The organism is Salmonella sp. GDC200615 (assembly GCF_050574145.1).
GTDB lineage: Bacteria > Pseudomonadota > Gammaproteobacteria > Enterobacterales > Enterobacteriaceae > Salmonella > Salmonella enterica.
In genome coordinates this window covers 4,391,243-4,408,154 of the sequence record NZ_CP192247.1, presented here as the reverse complement: position 1 = coordinate 4,408,154, position 16,912 = coordinate 4,391,243, and the positions used below count along the sequence as shown (strand labels likewise).

Here is a 16,912-nt window from a genome sequence, read left to right as displayed (position 1 = left end):
TCATTTACAACATAATCGATGATTTCTTACACAATAAGTGCATTTTTTTAATGCTCCATTTGCCATTTGTCCAAATTTAAGAAAATATTCGCAACAATCGATGTACCCATAACAATAACCGGTACTACCGGAACCGTTGCAAACACGACATGAGGATTTATGGCAGAGAAAAAACCGGAGCTACAGCGTGGGCTGGAAGCTCGTCATATTGAATTGATTGCCCTCGGGGGCACCATCGGCGTCGGACTCTTTATGGGCGCCGCCAGTACGCTGAAATGGGCGGGCCCGTCAGTGCTGCTGGCGTATATCATCGCCGGATTGTTCGTCTTTTTCATCATGCGTTCGATGGGGGAGATGCTCTTTCTGGAACCTGTTACCGGCTCCTTTGCCGTGTACGCCCACCGGTATATGAGTCCTTTTTTTGGCTATCTTACCGCCTGGTCATACTGGTTTATGTGGATGGCGGTCGGGATCTCGGAAATTACCGCCATTGGGGTCTACGTCCAGTTCTGGTTTCCGGAGATGGCGCAGTGGATACCGGCGCTGATTGCCGTCGGACTTGTTGCGTTGGCGAATTTGGCTGCGGTGCGCCTGTATGGTGAAATCGAGTTCTGGTTTGCGATGATCAAAGTCACCACGATTATTGTGATGATCATCATCGGTCTGGGGGTGATTTTCTTCGGCTTTGGTAACGGCGGCCAGGCGATTGGCTTTGGTAATCTGACCGAGCATGGCGGCTTTTTTGCCGGCGGCTGGAAAGGCTTTCTGACCGCATTATGTATCGTGGTGGCCTCTTATCAAGGGGTTGAGTTGATCGGTATTACCGCCGGTGAAGCGAAGAATCCACAGGTGACGTTGCGTAGCGCGGTGGGTAAGGTGCTGTGGCGTATCCTGATTTTTTATGTTGGCGCGATTTTCGTGATCGTCACCATTTTCCCGTGGAATGAGATTGGCAGCAACGGCAGTCCCTTTGTGCTCACCTTCGCGAAAATCGGCATCACCGCCGCGGCAGGCATTATCAACTTTGTCGTGCTGACGGCGGCGTTCTCCGGCTGTAACAGCGGAATGTATAGCTGTGGGCGTATGCTTTACGCGCTGGCGAAAAACCGTCAACTGCCGGCGGCAGTCGCGAAAGTCTCTCGCCACGGCGTGCCGGTCGCGGGCGTGGCGCTCTCTATTTTGATTTTGCTGGTAGGTTCTTGCCTGAACTACATCATCCCCAATCCGCAGCGCGTCTTTGTTTACGTTTATAGCGCCAGCGTACTGCCGGGGATGGTGCCGTGGTTTGTCATTCTGATTAGCCAACTGCGCTTTCGTCGGGCGCATAAAGAAGCGATTGCGGATCATCCTTTTCGTTCCATTATGTTTCCGTGGGCGAACTATTTGACGATGGCGTTTCTGGTTTGCGTTTTAATCGGCATGTACTTTAATGAAGATACGCGCATGTCGCTGTTTGTCGGCGTCATCTTCCTGCTGGCCGTCACGCTGGTCTACAAAGTTTTCGGTCTGAATCGTCACGGAACCGCCCACAAGGTGGGGGAATAAGCGCCAAAATGCGCAAAGCATAACCAAACGCGCATTTTATTTAAAAAGGCACTGGACAGCGGGGTGTGAAGTCCGTATTATACACCCCCGCAACGGCGCTAAGCGCCCGTAGCTCAGCTGGATAGAGCGCTGCCCTCCGGAGGCAGAGGTCTCAGGTTCGAATCCTGTCGGGCGTACCATTTATTTAGGTGCTTGAGCTGCGGTGGTTTAATACCGCGTAAAAAGTTTCAGTGGTGGCTATAGCTCAGTTGGTAGAGCCCTGGATTGTGATTCCAGTTGTCGTGGGTTCGAATCCCATTAGCCACCCCATTAATATAGAGTTGTGAAACGCGAAGGTGGCGGAATTGGTAGACGCGCTAGCTTCAGGTGTTAGTGTCCTTACGGACGTGGGGGTTCAAGTCCCCCCCCTCGCACCACGACTCAATGAATTGAACTAAAAATTCAAAAAAGCAGTATATCGGCGAGTAGCGCAGCTTGGTAGCGCAACTGGTTTGGGACCAGTGGGTCGGAGGTTCGAATCCTCTCTCGCCGACCAATTTTGAACCCCGCTTCGGCGGGGTTTTTTGTTTTCTGTTCATTTTCAACCCCTTATCCCGCACGTGTTGCCATTATGGTTTATTGGCGATATCCCAGTCTTCATTTGTCGCTATTCGGTGACGAATAATCTATTGATTTATAATCACTTTGTAAAAAGCATCCTGTTCTGTCTCCGCCGGGCGACACGCTAAAACCTCGCCAGCGGTGGGGGGATGACAATCGCGTGAATTGTCTACGTTTTTTTAATGCCTGCGCCTGTTTTTTAGCGGTGCAAAGATGGCACGTTATGTGCAATAATGTACGGGTAGATGCTCATTCCATCTCTTATGTTCGCCTTCTGGCCTCATAAACTCAGGAATGATGCAGAGCCGTTTACGGTGCTTATCGTCCACTGACAGATGTCGCTTACGTCTCATCAAACACCCTGGACACAACGTTGAGTGAAGCACCCCTTTATGTTGTCATACAGACCTGTTTTGACGCCTGCCCCTTAACCGGGCAGGCGTTTTTTTATGCATCCCGAATGATTTTGTGTAGGCGGTAGGCCCGGTAAGCGAAGCGCCACCGGGCAAGAGGGAATTACTGCGGGGGATTGTTCTGTAATGTCAGCATCAAGCCATCGCGCCGCATGGCGGCGGCCTCTTCCGGTTGATGCAGTCGATCAAGCGCATCGGCAAGCCAGGCATAATCATACGCGTCCGGGCGTTGTTTTAGCGCGGCGCGGAAAGCCAGGGTTGCCTCCTGCCATTCACCGTGTTTCATTAGCGACTGGCCGAGCGTGCTCCATAACAGCGGGCGATCGCCTACCGTCTTGATTTGCTGACGCAGCACTTTCTCCAGTTGTTCCGGATTATTGGTTCTGAGGCGAGGAATGGGCAGCACCAGCCGATCGTCATACTGGCGTTTCAGACCGTCGATGATAATCTGCTGCGCCATATCATGATCGTCACATTCGATCAGATGCTCGGCCATCGCGACCTGCAGCGCCACCTGATGGCGGGTTTTACGGCTTTGGTTTTTCCACCAGGTGCGTAATCCTTCGCTGCCCTGCTCGGCGCGCGCCTGATCCATGAGTCCTATCCACGCCTGTTGTTCGAGCATGGCGCGATGCGCTTCATCGCCGACGTGCGCTTTCGCCATGGATGGGATGATATCCAGTAAAGAACTCCATGCGCTGGTGCGAATATAGGCCTGCTCCGCCAGACGCAGAACTTCCGGGTGACGCGGCGTGACCTCCAGCAGTTTGTCCACGCCGTGACGCGCTGCGTGATTTTCATTGCGCGCCAGCTGTAAGCGCACGCGCGTGATCTCGACCGGGATGGTGTCGTTCCCCGCCAGCTCTGCCGCACGTTCAAGGTGCTGATTAGCGCGTGCTTCATCGCCGCGCTGCTGCGCCGCTTCTGCCGCCAGCAGATAATTTACCACCGGTTGTTCAGCATGGTCGGCATTTTTTGACATCAGCTTTTCAACCTGCTGATAGTCGCCCTCCGCCAGCTTCAGCAGCGCCTGTTCGGTCTGCTTGCGGGCGCGACGGCGTTTACGACCGGCAAACCAACCGCGGGTGTGCGCGCCGGTACGAAACAGACGGCGTAGTAACCACTCAATGGCGAATAGCACCACTATAGCGACGATGAGAATGATCGCCAGGCCGGTGACGCTGGTTTCAATGTTGTAGTTATCGGTCTGGATTAACACATAGCCCTGGTGACCGGCTATCATCGGGCCGACCACGATACCCGCAAGCAACAACACAAAGAGCAATAATACTTTTAGCATCATTATTCTCCTTGCGGCGCGGCTGCCGGAGCGTCTGTCTGCGTGGCAGGCGCTGCCGTAGAGACTGTCGGTTGCTCCAGCAGATTACGCACGCGGGTTTGCATCAGTTTTTCAAGAATCGCCTGGCTTCCCAGAGTTTCCGGCAGATCCATCGTGATATTTTGCTGGCTTAATTTATCGACCTCCTCCAGGAAGGCTTTTGTCGCGGCGTCGTCAGTATCGTAATAAGCGCGAACCCAGGTCGAAACGTTATCCAGCGCCTGACGGTATGTTTCTTCCTGATGGCGTGGCACGGCCTGCGCGGCGACTAACAGGCGGGAGCGAATATTTTCGCGTAAATAGACGTCCTGGTTGGGCGCCAACAGCGGTACGGCGGTATCATCGCGGCGGCGAATGGTAATAAAGCTGTCCATAAAGTTCTGCCAGCTTTTTTGCAGGTTAACGCGCCATTCGCTTAGCGAGCTGGACAGCTCGCTGCTGTCTGAATCCATCGGCGAACCATCGGTATCGTTATCCGCCAGACGCAGGTTATCGATTTGGTTAGAGAGCTGATTGAGCTTGAGAATAATGCCGTCGTAGTCGATCTGCGCAACGGATGACAGGCTGGCGATATCGTCAGTAATCGCGCGTCGTGCGGTAATCAGGCTGGGGTCATTCATGTCCGCCAGACTGGCGTCAGCGCTTTTGAGCAGCGCAGCGGCGGTAGTGACGTCCTGATCGCTCCACAGCTTACGTCCGGCGAGTTTCACCAGGAAATCAGCCTGCGCCAGCAGCCAGGTTTTAGCATCGCTGCCGGAAATGGTGGCGACTTTTTGTTGTACTTCATCAAGCTGTTTCGCCAGCGCCGCCTGTTGGCGATTCGCGTCATCTAACTGCGCCGCTTGTTTTTTGATAATCCCTTCCAGCTCCGCTTTTTGGCTCTCCTGCGCCTTTTGCAAGGCGGTCAGTTGCGTCGCCAGCGCATCGCTGGTTTCCGTTTGCGCGGTTGCTTGCTGTTTCCCCCAGCCATAAAGCCCAATACCTGCCGCCAGGGCAATCGCAATCGCCACCGCGCTTAATACCAGCGCGGCGCCGTTCTTACTTTTTTTCTCGGTATTAACTGGCTGTGGCGTGGTTTCCACGCTCTCCCTGGTCTCATCAACCACGGCGGAGGATTTTTCTTGTTCCGTCATTATGGCATCCCATTATGAGAGTTATTGTAATGCGCGCAACAGCGCATCGTTGTCGGCGTTATCAGCGACCTTAATATCTTGCCAGCCCAGCTCCCGGGCGAGGTGCGCCAGACGTTCACTGACGACCAATAGCCGACAGCGTAGTAACCAGTGCTCACGATACCACTCGGGAGTCAGCGACCAGAGCCGTTGCAACATCTCGCCGCTGGTAACAACAAGCGTTGTTACGCCGCGAGTATGCCAGCGCATCGCCTCTTCCGCGCCATCGTAATGTTTCGCACATCGTTGATAACATTCACAAAAACTGACTTCGGCTCCGCGAGCTGTCAGGGTTTCGCCCAGCAGTTCGCGGCCGCCATTGCCACGCAAAATCAGCGCGCGTTTGCCCGCAATATTTTGTAATTCAGGTAATTGTAGCAAGGCTTCGCTGATTTCCCGATCCAATGGATAACGAATATCGAACCCGTTAACGGTATGAAGGGCGAGCGCCGTGGTGCGGCCAATCGCGAAATAGCGCGGCGACGCAGGCCAGTTTCGGCCATCCCGCTGGAGCTGGGCGTGAGCAAAGGCGACGGCGTGCTGTGAAAGGGCAAAAACCAGATCGTTTTCCGTCAGTGTCGCCAGGCGGTCGGCCAGGGTGGGTAGCTCCCGGCCGGCGACAAATTCAATCAGTGGAAAACTCCAGGCCACCTGCCCCAGTGCGCGCAGACGGCTCACTAACGCTTCCCCTGCGGGAGAGGGGCGGGTGATCAGAATACTCATGCGGGCGTCTCGCCGTTATAAACTTCCGTCAGAATCGCGCGTGCGCCGTTTTCCAGCAGTTCCTCTGCAAGCGAGATGCCCATTTGCTCCGCCTGCTCGGGAGAACCACGACGTTCGCCGCGCACCATCACCGAACCGTCCGGCGCGCCAACCAGCGCGCGTAGCCAAATTTCACCGTTGATGATTTCTGCATAGCTGCCAATCGGCACCTGACAACCGCCTTCCAGGCGGGTGTTCATAGCGCGTTCCGCCGTTACGCGCAGCGCGGTTTGCGAGTGATTCAACGGTGCGAGCAGCGCCTGTGTTCGCGCGTCGTCAAGACGACACTCAATCCCGACGGCGCCCTGGCCTACGGCAGGAAGTGAAACGTCGGGCGGCAAGGCTGTGCGAATGCGCGGCTCCAGACCTAAGCGTTTCAGACCGGCCACGGCCAGGATAATGGCGTCATAATCGCCGTTGTCCAGCTTGCCGAGACGTGTGCCAACGTTGCCACGCAACGAACGGATAATGAGGTCCGGACGGCGTTCCGCCAGTTGACACTGACGACGCAAACTGGACGTCCCGACGATACTACCCGCGGGCAGATCGTCCAGACTGTGATATTTATTCGAGACAAACGCGTCGCGCGGATCTTCGCGCTCGCAAATGGTCACCAGACCGAGACCGTCCGGGAAGGCCACCGGAACGTCTTTCATAGAGTGCACGGCGATATCAGCGCGTTTTTCCAGCAGCGCGATTTCAAGCTCTTTAACAAACAGTCCCTTACCGCCCACTTTCGCCAGGGGAGTATCGAGAATCACGTCGCCGCGTGTGACCATCGGCACCAGTTCTACCGTCAGTCCCGGATGGGTTGCCATCAATGCGTCTTTGACATAATGTGCCTGCCAAAGCGCAAGGGGACTTTGGCGTGTGGCAATTCTTAAAACATTGTCTAACATGCTTGTTACCGTCATTATCAATCATTGACCATCCTAACATCCTTATAGAGAGTATGTTAGTTTTCCGGTCACCGTGAGTGAGAGGATAAGGCGCAGTGTCGTCAAGGACAGTGAATAATGACGAGAAACCGCCAGCCCGTATTTAAGAATTTACACGCAGCGAACGGTGCTACACTTGTATGTAGCGCATCTTTCTTTACGGTCAATGAGCAAGGTGTTAAATTGATCACGTTTTAGACCATTTTTTCGTCGGTATTAGATAAAAATATGCAGGCGAGAAAGGGTAACGGTTATTTTTGACATACGGTTTATCCCGAATGGCGACGGTCAAGTACTGACCTGCACCATGACGGGTAGCAACATCAGGCGATACGTCTTGTACCTCTATATTGAGACTCTGAAACAGAGACTGGATGCCATAAATCAACTGCGTGTGGATCGCGCGCTTGCTGCCATGGGACCCGCTTTTCAGCAGGTTTACAGTCTTCTGCCGACATTATTGCACTATCACCATCCACTGATGCCGGGTTACCTTGATGGTAACGTTCCCAGCGGTATTTGCTTCTACACGCCTGATGAAACCCAACGCCACTATCTGAACGAACTTGAGCTGTACCGCGGTATGACGCCGCAGGACCCGCCGAAGGGCGAGCTGCCGATTACCGGCGTTTACACCATGGGCAGCACCTCCTCGGTTGGGCAGAGCTGCTCGTCCGACCTGGATATCTGGGTGTGCCATCAGTCCTGGCTCGACGGTGAAGAGCGTCAGTTGCTGCAACGTAAGTGTAGCCTGCTGGAAAGCTGGGCCGCCTCGCTTGGCGTTGAGGTGAGCTTCTTCCTGATCGACGAGAACCGTTTCCGCCATAACGAAAGCGGCAGTCTGGGCGGGGAAGACTGTGGTTCTACGCAGCATATCCTGTTGCTTGATGAGTTTTATCGTACCGCTGTGCGCCTGGCCGGGAAACGTATCCTGTGGAGTATGGTGCCGTGCGACGAAGAAGAGCATTACGACGACTATGTCATGACGCTCTACGCGCAGGGCGTATTAACGCCAAACGAATGGCTGGATCTGGGGGGCTTAAGCTCGCTCTCCGCCGAAGAGTACTTTGGCGCCAGCCTGTGGCAGCTATACAAGAGCATTGACTCGCCGTACAAAGCGGTGCTGAAAACGCTGCTGCTGGAAGCCTATTCATGGGAATATCCTAACCCACGTCTGCTGGCGAAAGATATTAAACAACGTCTGCATGACGGTGAAATCGTATCGTTTGGACTCGATCCCTACTGCATGATGCTGGAACGGGTCACTGAATACCTGACGGCGATTGAAGATCCGACGCGGCTGGATTTAGTCCGCCGCTGCTTTTACCTGAAAGTGTGCGAGAAATTAAGTCGCGAGCGTGCCTGCGTAGGCTGGCGTCGGGAAGTATTAAGCCAGTTAGTCAGCGAGTGGGGATGGGACGACGCGCGTCTGACCATGCTCGATAATCGCGCAAACTGGAAAATCGATCAGGTGCGCGAAGCCCACAACGAATTGCTCGACGCCATGATGCAAAGCTATCGTAATCTGATTCGCTTTGCGCGGCGCAACAACCTCAGCGTGAGTGCCAGCCCGCAGGATATCGGCGTACTGACGCGTAAGCTGTACGCTGCTTTTGAAGCGTTGCCGGGTAAAGTCACGCTGGTGAACCCGCAGATATCGCCGGATCTGTCCGAGCCGAATTTAACCTTTATCCATGTGCCGCCGGGACGCGCCAACCGTTCAGGCTGGTATCTCTACAACCGCGCGCCGAACATGGATTCCATCATCAGCCATCAGCCGCTGGAATATAACCGTTATCTTAATAAGCTGGTCGCGTGGGCGTGGTTCAACGGCCTGCTGACGTCGCGAACGCATCTGTTTATTAAGGGCAACGGTATTGTCGACCTGCCTAAGTTGCAGGAGATGGTCGCCGATGTTTCGCACCATTTCCCGCTGCGCTTGCCTGCTCCGACGCCGAAAGCGCTCTACAGCCCCTGTGAAATTCGCCATCTGGCGATTATCGTTAACCTCGAATATGACCCGACGGCGGCGTTTCGCAATAAAGTGGTCCATTTTGACTTCCGTAAGCTGGATGTTTTCAGCTTTGGCGAAGAGCAAAACTGTCTGATAGGCAGTATCGACTTGTTATATCGCAACTCGTGGAACGAAGTGCGTACTCTGCACTTTCACGGCGAGCAGGCGATGATCGAAGCGCTGAAAACGATTCTGGGGAAAATGCACCAGGATGCCGCGCCGCCGGATAGCGTGGAGGTGTTCTGCTACAGTCAGCATCTTCGCGGTCTGATTCGCACCCGCGTGCAGCAACTGGTCTCCGAATGTATCGAGCTACGTCTTTCCAGCACCCGTCAGGAGACCGGTCGCTTCAAGGCGCTGCGGGTTTCCGGGCAGACGTGGGGACTATTCTTCGAACGCTTGAATGTCTCGGTGCAGAAGCTGGAGAACGCTATCGAATTCTACGGCGCGATTTCGCATAACAAGCTGCACGGGCTGTCGGTACAGGTGGAAACCAACCAGGTGAAATTGCCGTCAGTGGTGGATGGCTTCGCCAGCGAAGGGATTATCCAGTTCTTCTTTGAAGAAACGGGCGATGAGAAAGGCTTTAATATTTATATTCTGGATGAAAGTAACCGGGCGGAAGTGTATCACCACTGCGAAGGTAGCAAGGAAGAACTGGTGCGCGACGTCAGTCGCTTCTATTCATCATCGCACGATCGCTTCACGTATGGCTCCAGTTTTATCAACTTTAACCTGCCGCAGTTCTACCAGATAGTGAAAACCGATGGCCGCGCGCAGGTGATCCCATTCCGTACGCAGCCTATCAACACCGTGCCGCCAGCAAACCAGGATCATGACGCGCCGCTATTGCAGCAGTATTTTTCCTGAGGATTTTTGCCCGGTGGCGGCTACGCCTTACCGGGTCTACAGTAAGCCGGATAAGCAAAGCGCATCCGGCAAATAAATCAACGAAAACTCACCTTTTCACCCGCCTGCTGCGTTGCCGCCTGCTCCAGCAGATCCCAGAACGTTTCGCCGCTGCGATCGCAAACCCACTCGTCGCCTTTCAGATCGAAATGATAGCCGCCCTGTTTGGTCGCCAGCCACACCTGGTGCAACGGCTCCTGACGGTTAATAATGATCTTACTGCCGTTCTCAAAGCTGAGGGTCAGCACGCCGCCGTTGATTTCGCAGTCGATATCGCTGTCGCCGTCCCAGTTATCGAGGCGTTCTTCAATGGTGAGCCACAGGGCGTCAGCCAGGCGATGAAATTCACTGTCGTTCATTGTTTTATCCCGCTATTGAGTGATATCGCCAGTATAAGGGGAAGCGTCAGCTTCTGGAACCGATACGAATTACCGTTGTGAGCGGTAAAGGATAAAACTCAGCGGTAGGTAAATGACGATAAATAGCGCACTGGTGATAAGTATGACGGACGCGTTAACCGGGAAATGGTTCAGAGCCGACAGCATTGCCACCATCAGCGCGACGCAGCCGCCGCAGAGGAGAAAATGCAACAGGATTAAGGGGGCGCGCGGCTTTGCTTTGATATCCAAAAGAGCGCTAAGCAGACCGAGTACCGCGCTTATCGTCAGGACTCCGGCAGCTTCAACACCGTTTATCGTGCCGTGCATAACGCTTTCAACAATGACGTAAATGCATGAACCGATCCCCACGCCCCGAAGGGCTTTTTTCAGATGTTTATTCAAACGCGCAAAACGGTTTAGCGGCGTCATTTTTGGCATTCCTGCGCCTGCGTTATGATGATGATATCTTTATTATTGGTGTACATGACGTTCCTATTCAGAGTATGCGACTTATCCGGGCAGGGGGATGCTGTTCGGTAAAGCTGGCTGCCAATCCACGTATAAACATAGCGGTTGTCATACGCAAAACGCTCGGTGACTTTTAGCGGCCCATTGATGCTAAAGACATGAATACCCTGACCTTGCTGGCTATCACGCATAAAATAGCCATGCTCTTTTCCGGCGTTAATTTCCCGGTTCAGGAAGGGGGCTGGGCTATCCAGTTCCAGCCCTGATTTGCCGGGTTAATCAATGAATTGGGTAACCGACGCAGGCGTTTGAAATTCACCTCCGGCAACGAAAGATTGTTCTCCTCTTCTGGCTGGAGATAAACCACGCCGCTGCCTTGCCGTTGATAAACATTGTGCGGAGATTCACTCAGCCGGCATCCCCAGGCGGGAGGTAGCAGAAGTGAAAGCGAAAAAAGGCAAAACAAATTACGAGATTGCATAAGGTCATCCGGACGTGGTACGTAAACCTAAAGTGATGAGCAAAGCATGTTTCCTGATGTAAATGCGCAATAATCATGGCAACGCGCCGCTTTTCAGATTTTATAAAGAGCCCCTAAACGCTTGCTTTTACGCCTTCTCCTGCGATGATAGAAAATAGAAAGCATGAACTTACAGGCAATCCATAATGAAAAACGTGTTTAAGACACTCGCTGTACTTCTGACTCTGTTCAGCCTGACGGGCTGCGGTTTGAAAGGGCCGCTTTATTTCCCGCCAGCCGATAAAAATGCGCCGCCGCCGACGAAAAAAGTCGATTCGCAAACGCAGTCCACGATGCCCGATAAGAACGATCGCGCAACGGGAGATGGCCCGTCCCAGGTCAATTACTGAGGATAGTTTTCTGTCCCCGCGTGAACGGAGTGAATGATGCAATTCTCTAAAATGCATGGCCTTGGCAACGATTTTATGGTCGTCGACGCGGTAACGCAGAATGTCTTTTTTTCGCCGGAACTGATTCGTCGGCTATCCGACAGACACCTGGGCGTAGGGTTCGATCAGCTGCTGGTGGTTGAGCCGCCCTATGATCCTGAGTTGGACTTTCATTACCGCATCTTCAACGCCGACGGCAGTGAAGTCTCGCAGTGCGGCAATGGCGCGCGCTGTTTCGCGCGATTTGTTCGCCTGAAAGGGCTAATCAATAAACGCGACATTCGGGTCAGTACCGCGAATGGCCGGATGGTACTGAGCGTCACGGAAGATGAACTGGTGCGGGTGAATATGGGGGAGCCAAACTTTGAACCCGCGCAGGTGCCTTTTCGCGCCAACAAAGCGGAAAAGACGTATATTATGCGAGCGGCGGAACAGACCATACTGTGCGGTGTGGTTTCAATGGGCAATCCGCACTGTGTCATTCAGGTTGATAACGTCGACACGGCGGCCGTTGAAACACTGGGGCCGGTTCTGGAAAGCCATGAGCGTTTTCCGGAACGCGCCAACATTGGTTTTATGCAGGTTGTAAGACGTGAGCATATCCGGCTGCGAGTCTATGAACGCGGCGCAGGGGAGACCCGCGCGTGCGGCAGCGGCGCGTGCGCTGCCGTTGCCGTGGGGATTCAGCAGGGGCTGCTGGCTGAAGAAGTACGCGTGGAATTACCGGGCGGTCGGCTGGATATCGCCTGGAAAGGTCCGGGTCATCCGTTATACATGACTGGTCCGGCGGCACATATCTACGACGGATTTATCCATTTATGAAGCAACCAGAGGAAGAACTACAGGAAACGCTCACGGAACTGGACGATCGAGCGGTCGTCGATTACCTGCGCCATCACCCTGAGTTTTTTATCCGTAACGCCCATGCCGTGGAAGCGATGCGTGTTCCACATCCCGTGCGGGGAACGGTTTCGCTCGTTGAGTGGCATATGGCCCGCGCGCGTAATCACATCAATGTGCTTGAAGAAAATATGACGCTGCTGATGGAACAGGCTCATGCCAATGAAAGCCTGTTTTATCGCTTGCTGCATCTGCAAAGCCGTCTGGTCGCCGCGGATAGTCTGGATGAGATGCTGGTGCGGTTTCACCGCTGGGCGCGCGATTTGGGGCTTGCCGGCGCGACGCTGCGTTTGTTCCCGGATCGGTGGCGTCTTGGCGCGCCATCGCGCTATACGCATCTGGCTTTAAACCGTCAGGCCTTCGAGCCGCTGCGTATTCAACGACTGGGACAGTCGCAGCATTATCTTGGCCCGCTAAACGGCCCGGAACTGCTGGTGGTCTTGCCGGAGGCGAAGGCTGTAGGCTCGGTAGCTATGTCGATGATGGGCAGCGATGGCGACCTCGGGGTGATTCTCTTCAGCAGCCGTGACCCGCACCTCTATCAGCCGGGGCAGGGGACGCAGCTTTTACAGGAGATCGCGCTGATGCTGCCGGAACTGCTGGAACGCTGGATTAAACGCGTATGACGGATGTCGCGCTTTCTCAGGATGTCTCGCGGTTCCTGCGCTATTTAGGCGTGGAGCGCCAGCTTAGCCCCATTACCGTGCAGAACTACCAGCGTCAGCTTGATGCCATTATCGCTTTAGCCGGAGAAACCGGGCTGAAAAGCTGGCAACAATGTGACGCTGCGATTGTGCGCAGTTTTGCGGTGCGCAGTCGGCGTAAAGGGCTTGGCCCTGCCAGTCTGGCGCTACGTCTCTCGGCATTGCGAAGCTTTTTTGACTGGTTAGTCAGTCAGGGCGAATTGAAAGCTAACCCGGCGAAGGGCGTCTCCGCACCGAAAGCGCCGCGTCATCTGCCGAAAAATATTGATGTCGACGACGTTAACCGCCTGCTGGACATCGATCTTAACGATCCGCTCGCCGTACGTGACCGGGCGATGCTGGAGGTCATGTACGGCGCGGGGCTGCGTTTATCCGAACTGGTTGGCCTGGATATAAAGCACCTCGATCTTGATACCGGCGAAGTGTGGGTAATGGGTAAAGGCAGCAAAGAGCGACGCCTGCCGATTGGCCGTAACGCGGTGACGTGGATTGAGCACTGGCTGGATCTGCGCGGCCTGTTCGCCAGCGATGAAGAGGCGTTATTCCTGTCGAAGCTCGGCAAGCGTATCTCCGCGCGCAATGTCCAAAAACGGTTCGCCGAATGGGGCATAAAGCAGGGGCTAAACAGCCACGTGCATCCACATAAGCTGCGCCATTCGTTCGCGACCCATATGCTGGAATCGAGCGGCGATCTGCGCGGCGTGCAAGAGCTGCTGGGTCATGCCAACCTTTCCACCACCCAAATTTATACTCATCTTGATTTTCAACATCTTGCTTCAGTGTACGACGCGGCGCATCCGCGCGCTAAACGGGGGAAATAATGCGTTTTTACCGGCCTTTGGGGCGTATTGCCGCGCTCACCTTTGACCTGGATGATACCCTTTATGATAACCGTCCGGTGATTTTGCGTACTGAGCAGGAAGCGCTCGCTTTTATGCAAAATTATCACCCGTCGCTACGTTCGTTTCAAAACGTCGATTTACAGCGGATACGGCAGGCGGTGCGTGAAGCGGAGCCGGAAATCTATCATGACGTTACCCGCTGGCGCCATCGTGCGATAGAGCAGGCCATGCGGGATGCGGGATTATCGGCGCAGGAGGCCATTGCCGGCGCGAATGCGGCGATGATGCATTTTGCCAAATGGCGCAGCCAGATTGAGGTTCCGCAGGCTACCCATGAGACATTACAGCAGCTTGCGAAAAAATGGCCGCTGGTGGCGATCACTAACGGCAACGCCCAGCCGGAACTATTTGGTCTCGGCGATTACTTTAAGTTTGTACTGCGCGCCGGCCCGGATGGACGTTCCAAGCCGTTTAGCGACATGTATTTCCTGGCGGCGGAAAAGCTGCATGTGCCGATCGGCGAGATCCTGCATGTCGGCGACGATCTGACTACCGATGTGGCTGGCGCTATTCGCTGTGGGATGCAGGCCTGCTGGATTAAACCTGAAAATGCCGACCTGATGCGGACGCAGGACAGCCGTTTACTGCCGCATATCGAAATTTCGCGGTTGGCATCTCTCACCTCGCTGATATAATCACCAGTAGTTCTGTATAAATTCCCAGTTATTCTGGCGGATGGCGCTATGCTTATCCGCCCTACGATAAGTAGCCCCGGTAAGCGAAGCGCCACCGGGCGTTTTTAGTTTTCATGTTTTTACGCGGCGGTGCCAATGGACGTTTCTTACCTGCTCGACAGCCTTAATGATAAACAGCGCGAAGCGGTGGCCGCGCCACGTAGCAACATGCTGGTGCTGGCGGGCGCGGGAAGCGGGAAAACCCGCGTGCTGGTGCACCGTATCGCCTGGTTACTGAGCGTAGAAAACAATTCGCCATACTCCATCATGGCGGTGACCTTTACCAATAAAGCGGCGGCGGAAATGCGCCATCGTATTGGCCAGTTGATGGGGACCAGCCAGGGCGGAATGTGGGTAGGGACGTTCCACGGTCTGGCGCACCGCCTGCTGCGCGCGCATCATATGGACGCTAATTTGCCGCAGGATTTCCAGATTCTCGACAGCGAAGATCAGATGCGTTTGCTTAAACGCCTGATTAAGGCGATGAATCTTGATGAGAAGCAGTGGCCGCCGCGTCAGGCGATGTGGTACATCAATAGCCAGAAAGACGAAGGGCTACGCCCGCACCATATCCAAAGCTATGGCAATCCGGTGGAACAGACCTGGCAGAAGGTGTATCAGGCCTATCAGGAAGCGTGCGATCGCGCTGGTCTGGTGGATTTCGCCGAGCTACTGCTGCGCGCTCATGAACTATGGCTGAACAAGCCGCACATCCTGCAACACTATCGCGAGCGGTTTACTAACATCCTGGTGGACGAATTCCAGGATACCAACAACATTCAGTACGCCTGGGTTCGTCTGCTGGCGGGCGATACCGGTAAGGTGATGATTGTCGGCGACGATGACCAGTCGATTTACGGCTGGCGCGGGGCCCAGGTAGAGAACATCCAGCGCTTCCTCAATGATTTCCCCGGCGCGCAGACCATTCGTCTGGAGCAGAATTACCGCTCGACCAGCAACATCCTTAGCGCGGCGAACGCTCTGATTGAGAATAACAATGGGCGTTTGGGTAAAAAGCTGTGGACTGACGGCGTTGATGGCGAACCGATATCGCTGTACTGCGCTTTCAACGAACTGGATGAAGCGCGCTTTGTGGTTAACCGTATCAAAACCTGGCAGGACAACGGCGGCGCGCTTGCGCAATGCGCCATCCTTTATCGCAGCAACGCCCAGTCGCGCGTGCTGGAAGAAGCGTTATTACAGGCCAGTATGCCGTACCGGATTTACGGCGGTATGCGCTTCTTCGAACGCCAGGAGATCAAAGATGCGCTCTCTTATCTGCGTTTGATTGCCAATCGCAACGATGATGCCGCCTTTGAACGCGTGGTGAATACCCCAACGCGCGGTATCGGCGACCGCACGCTGGACGTGGTGCGCCAGACCTCGCGCGATCGCCAGCTAACATTGTGGCAGGCGTGCCGTGAATTGTTACAGGAAAAAGCCCTGGCCGGGCGTGCGGCCAGCGCGCTGCAACGCTTTATGGAACTGATCGACGCTCTGGCGCAGGAAACTGCCGACATGCCGCTGCATGTGCAGACTGACCGGGTGATCAAAGATTCCGGCCTGCGCACCATGTATGAGCAAGAAAAAGGCGAGAAAGGCCAGACGCGCATCGAAAACTTAGAGGAACTGGTGACGGCGACGCGGCAGTTCAGCTACAACGACGAAGATGAAGATTTAATGCCATTGCAGGCCTTCCTCTCTCACGCGGCGCTGGAAGCGGGCGAGGGGCAGGCGGATACCTGGCAGGATGCGGTACAGCTGATGACGCTGCACTCGGCCAAAGGGCTGGAGTTCCCGCAGGTGTTTATCGTCGGGATGGAAGAGGGGATGTTCCCCAGCCAGATGTCGCTGGATGAGGGCGGGCGTTTGGAAGAGGAGCGTCGTCTGGCCTACGTCGGCGTTACCCGTGCCATGCAGAAACTGACGCTAACCTATGCCGAAACTCGCCGTCTGTATGGTAAAGAGGTCTACCATCGCCCGTCGCGTTTTATCGGCGAGTTGCCGGAGGAGTGCGTGGAAGAGGTCCGTCTGCGCGCCACCGTCAGTCGTCCGGTGAGCCATCAACGAATGGGAACGCCGCTGGCGGAAAACGACACAGGCTACAAACTCGGCCAACGCGTGCGCCATGCGAAGTTCGGCGAGGGAACTATTGTCAACCTGGAGGGCAGCGGCGAGCATAGCCGGTTGCAGGTGGCTTTTCAGGGGCAAGGGATCAAATGGCTGGTTGCCGCGTATGCGAAGCTGGAAACGGTTTGACCGGCTCTCATATTGCCGGATGGC

The 16,912-nt window shown here is 54.8% G+C and carries 15 protein-coding genes, 4 tRNA genes and 1 pseudogene; 12 read left to right on the top strand and 8 right to left on the bottom strand.

Annotated features, from left to right (window positions below; genetic code table 11):
- Positions 1–159 precede the first annotated feature (159 nt).
- The 5 genes from thrP (at position 160) to ACQ29O_RS21365 (ending at position 2,080) form a co-directional block, all read left to right on the top strand.
- On the top strand, positions 160–1,545 hold the full coding sequence (gene thrP / locus ACQ29O_RS21385) for a bifunctional threonine/serine APC transporter ThrP (RefSeq protein ID WP_020937212.1): 1,386 nt from the start codon (positions 160–162) through the stop codon (positions 1,543–1,545).
- Positions 1,546–1,647: 102 nt separating this feature from the next.
- Positions 1,648–1,724, top strand: a tRNA-Arg gene (locus ACQ29O_RS21380).
- Positions 1,725–1,778: 54 nt separating this feature from the next.
- Positions 1,779–1,854: transfer RNA gene (locus ACQ29O_RS21375), tRNA-His, on the top strand.
- 20 nt (positions 1,855–1,874) lie between these two features.
- Positions 1,875–1,961 (top strand) — tRNA-Leu (locus tag ACQ29O_RS21370).
- Positions 1,962–2,003: 42 nt separating this feature from the next.
- Positions 2,004–2,080: transfer RNA gene (locus tag ACQ29O_RS21365), tRNA-Pro, on the top strand.
- A 581-nt stretch (positions 2,081–2,661) separates the two neighbouring features.
- On the opposite strand, the gene hemY is transcribed toward ACQ29O_RS21365, so the two are convergent.
- Genes hemY through hemC form a run of 4 tightly spaced genes read right to left on the bottom strand, consistent with a single transcriptional unit; the run spans position 2,662 to position 6,730 of the window.
- Positions 2,662–3,858, bottom strand: coding sequence for a protoheme IX biogenesis protein HemY (gene hemY / locus ACQ29O_RS21360; RefSeq protein ID WP_031606502.1), 1,197 nt, complete (start codon positions 3,856–3,858; stop codon positions 2,662–2,664).
- A gap of 2 nt (positions 3,859–3,860) precedes the next feature.
- Positions 3,861–5,030 carry a uroporphyrinogen-III C-methyltransferase gene (gene hemX, locus ACQ29O_RS21355; protein ID WP_000138963.1) on the bottom strand — a complete coding sequence of 390 codons (1,170 nt, stop codon included), beginning with the start codon at positions 5,028–5,030 and terminating at the stop codon, positions 3,861–3,863.
- 21 nt (positions 5,031–5,051) lie between these two features.
- Entirely contained in the window at positions 5,052–5,792 is a 741-nt protein-coding gene (gene hemD, locus ACQ29O_RS21350; RefSeq protein WP_020937210.1) for a uroporphyrinogen-III synthase, read from the bottom strand.
- On the bottom strand, positions 5,789–6,730 hold the full coding sequence (gene hemC / locus ACQ29O_RS21345; protein ID WP_001675062.1) for a hydroxymethylbilane synthase: 942 nt from the start codon (positions 6,728–6,730) through the stop codon (positions 5,789–5,791). The genes hemD and hemC overlap by 4 nt, the downstream gene beginning before the upstream one ends.
- A gap of 376 nt (positions 6,731–7,106) precedes the next feature.
- Here hemC and cyaA point away from each other — a divergent pair, with 376 nt between their 5' ends.
- Complete coding sequence (cyaA, locus tag ACQ29O_RS21340) at positions 7,107–9,653, top strand: class I adenylate cyclase (RefSeq protein ID WP_000281714.1); 2,547 nt, start codon at positions 7,107–7,109, stop codon at positions 9,651–9,653.
- A gap of 77 nt (positions 9,654–9,730) precedes the next feature.
- Here cyaA and cyaY read toward each other — a convergent pair whose 3' ends face one another.
- The 4 genes and pseudogenes from cyaY to ACQ29O_RS21320 all read right to left on the bottom strand — a co-directional run bounded on the left by cyaY (position 9,731) and on the right by ACQ29O_RS21320 (position 11,021).
- Positions 9,731–10,051 carry an iron donor protein CyaY gene (gene cyaY, locus ACQ29O_RS21335; RefSeq protein ID WP_000999925.1) on the bottom strand — a complete coding sequence of 107 codons (321 nt, stop codon included), beginning with the start codon at positions 10,049–10,051 and terminating at the stop codon, positions 9,731–9,733.
- A gap of 69 nt (positions 10,052–10,120) precedes the next feature.
- Positions 10,121–10,510, bottom strand: coding sequence for a DUF3021 family protein (locus tag ACQ29O_RS21330; protein ID WP_001125560.1), 390 nt, complete (start codon positions 10,508–10,510; stop codon positions 10,121–10,123).
- Positions 10,498–10,800: pseudogene (locus ACQ29O_RS21325) on the bottom strand (hypothetical protein); the annotation flags it as partial. The pseudogene ACQ29O_RS21325 and the gene ACQ29O_RS21330, both read right to left, overlap by 13 nt.
- Positions 10,770–11,021: a hypothetical protein gene (locus ACQ29O_RS21320; RefSeq protein ID WP_024134369.1), complete on the bottom strand. Its 252-nt coding sequence runs from the start codon at positions 11,019–11,021 to the stop codon at positions 10,770–10,772. The pseudogene ACQ29O_RS21325 and the gene ACQ29O_RS21320, both read right to left, overlap by 31 nt.
- Positions 11,022–11,206: 185 nt before the next feature.
- Here ACQ29O_RS21320 and lptM point away from each other — a divergent pair, with 185 nt between their 5' ends.
- From lptM to uvrD, 6 genes are all read left to right on the top strand, one after another.
- Positions 11,207–11,410, top strand: a complete 204-nt coding sequence (lptM, locus tag ACQ29O_RS21315; RefSeq protein WP_000799903.1) for an LPS translocon maturation chaperone LptM — start codon at positions 11,207–11,209, stop codon at positions 11,408–11,410.
- A gap of 36 nt (positions 11,411–11,446) precedes the next feature.
- The gene (gene dapF, locus ACQ29O_RS21310) at positions 11,447–12,271 is read left to right on the top strand and encodes a diaminopimelate epimerase (protein WP_001160662.1); all 825 of its coding nucleotides are present in this window, start codon (positions 11,447–11,449) and stop codon (positions 12,269–12,271) included.
- Positions 12,268–12,975, top strand: coding sequence for a DUF484 domain-containing protein (locus tag ACQ29O_RS21305; protein WP_000812764.1), 708 nt, complete (start codon positions 12,268–12,270; stop codon positions 12,973–12,975). Before dapF ends, ACQ29O_RS21305 begins: the two co-directional genes overlap by 4 nt.
- Positions 12,972–13,874, top strand: coding sequence for a tyrosine recombinase XerC (gene xerC, locus ACQ29O_RS21300; RefSeq protein WP_000132878.1), 903 nt, complete (start codon positions 12,972–12,974; stop codon positions 13,872–13,874). The genes ACQ29O_RS21305 and xerC overlap by 4 nt, the downstream gene beginning before the upstream one ends.
- Complete coding sequence (yigB, locus tag ACQ29O_RS21295; protein WP_001213560.1) at positions 13,874–14,590, top strand: 5-amino-6-(5-phospho-D-ribitylamino)uracil phosphatase YigB; 717 nt, start codon at positions 13,874–13,876, stop codon at positions 14,588–14,590. The genes xerC and yigB overlap by 1 nt, the downstream gene beginning before the upstream one ends.
- 135 nt (positions 14,591–14,725) lie before the next feature.
- Entirely contained in the window at positions 14,726–16,888 is a 2,163-nt protein-coding gene (gene uvrD / locus ACQ29O_RS21290) for a DNA helicase II (protein ID WP_000383436.1), read from the top strand.
- Positions 16,889–16,912: the final 24 nt, after the last annotated feature.

What these genes read in the sequence shown, in the direction of transcription:
- ACQ29O_RS21320 (WP_024134369.1), bottom strand. Translation starts at nt 11,021, where the DNA reads ATGCAATCTCGTAATTTGTTTTGCCTTTTTTCGCTTTCACTTCTGCTA.
- cyaY (WP_000999925.1), bottom strand. Translation starts at nt 10,051, where the DNA reads ATGAACGACAGTGAATTTCATCGCCTGGCTGACGCCCTGTGGCTCACC.
- dapF (WP_001160662.1), top strand. Translation starts at nt 11,447, where the DNA reads ATGCAATTCTCTAAAATGCATGGCCTTGGCAACGATTTTATGGTCGTC.
- hemY (WP_031606502.1), bottom strand. Translation starts at nt 3,858, where the DNA reads ATGCTAAAAGTATTATTGCTCTTTGTGTTGTTGCTTGCGGGTATCGTG.
- hemX (WP_000138963.1), bottom strand. Translation starts at nt 5,030, where the DNA reads ATGACGGAACAAGAAAAATCCTCCGCCGTGGTTGATGAGACCAGGGAG.
- yigB (WP_001213560.1), top strand. Translation starts at nt 13,874, where the DNA reads ATGCGTTTTTACCGGCCTTTGGGGCGTATTGCCGCGCTCACCTTTGAC.
- thrP (WP_020937212.1), top strand. Translation starts at nt 160, where the DNA reads ATGGCAGAGAAAAAACCGGAGCTACAGCGTGGGCTGGAAGCTCGTCAT.
- lptM (WP_000799903.1), top strand. Translation starts at nt 11,207, where the DNA reads ATGAAAAACGTGTTTAAGACACTCGCTGTACTTCTGACTCTGTTCAGC.
- ACQ29O_RS21305 (WP_000812764.1), top strand. Translation starts at nt 12,268, where the DNA reads ATGAAGCAACCAGAGGAAGAACTACAGGAAACGCTCACGGAACTGGAC.
- xerC (WP_000132878.1), top strand. Translation starts at nt 12,972, where the DNA reads ATGACGGATGTCGCGCTTTCTCAGGATGTCTCGCGGTTCCTGCGCTAT.
- uvrD (WP_000383436.1), top strand. Translation starts at nt 14,726, where the DNA reads ATGGACGTTTCTTACCTGCTCGACAGCCTTAATGATAAACAGCGCGAA.
- hemD (WP_020937210.1), bottom strand. Translation starts at nt 5,792, where the DNA reads ATGAGTATTCTGATCACCCGCCCCTCTCCCGCAGGGGAAGCGTTAGTG.
- ACQ29O_RS21330 (WP_001125560.1), bottom strand. Translation starts at nt 10,510, where the DNA reads ATGCCAAAAATGACGCCGCTAAACCGTTTTGCGCGTTTGAATAAACAT.
- hemC (WP_001675062.1), bottom strand. Translation starts at nt 6,730, where the DNA reads ATGTTAGACAATGTTTTAAGAATTGCCACACGCCAAAGTCCCCTTGCG.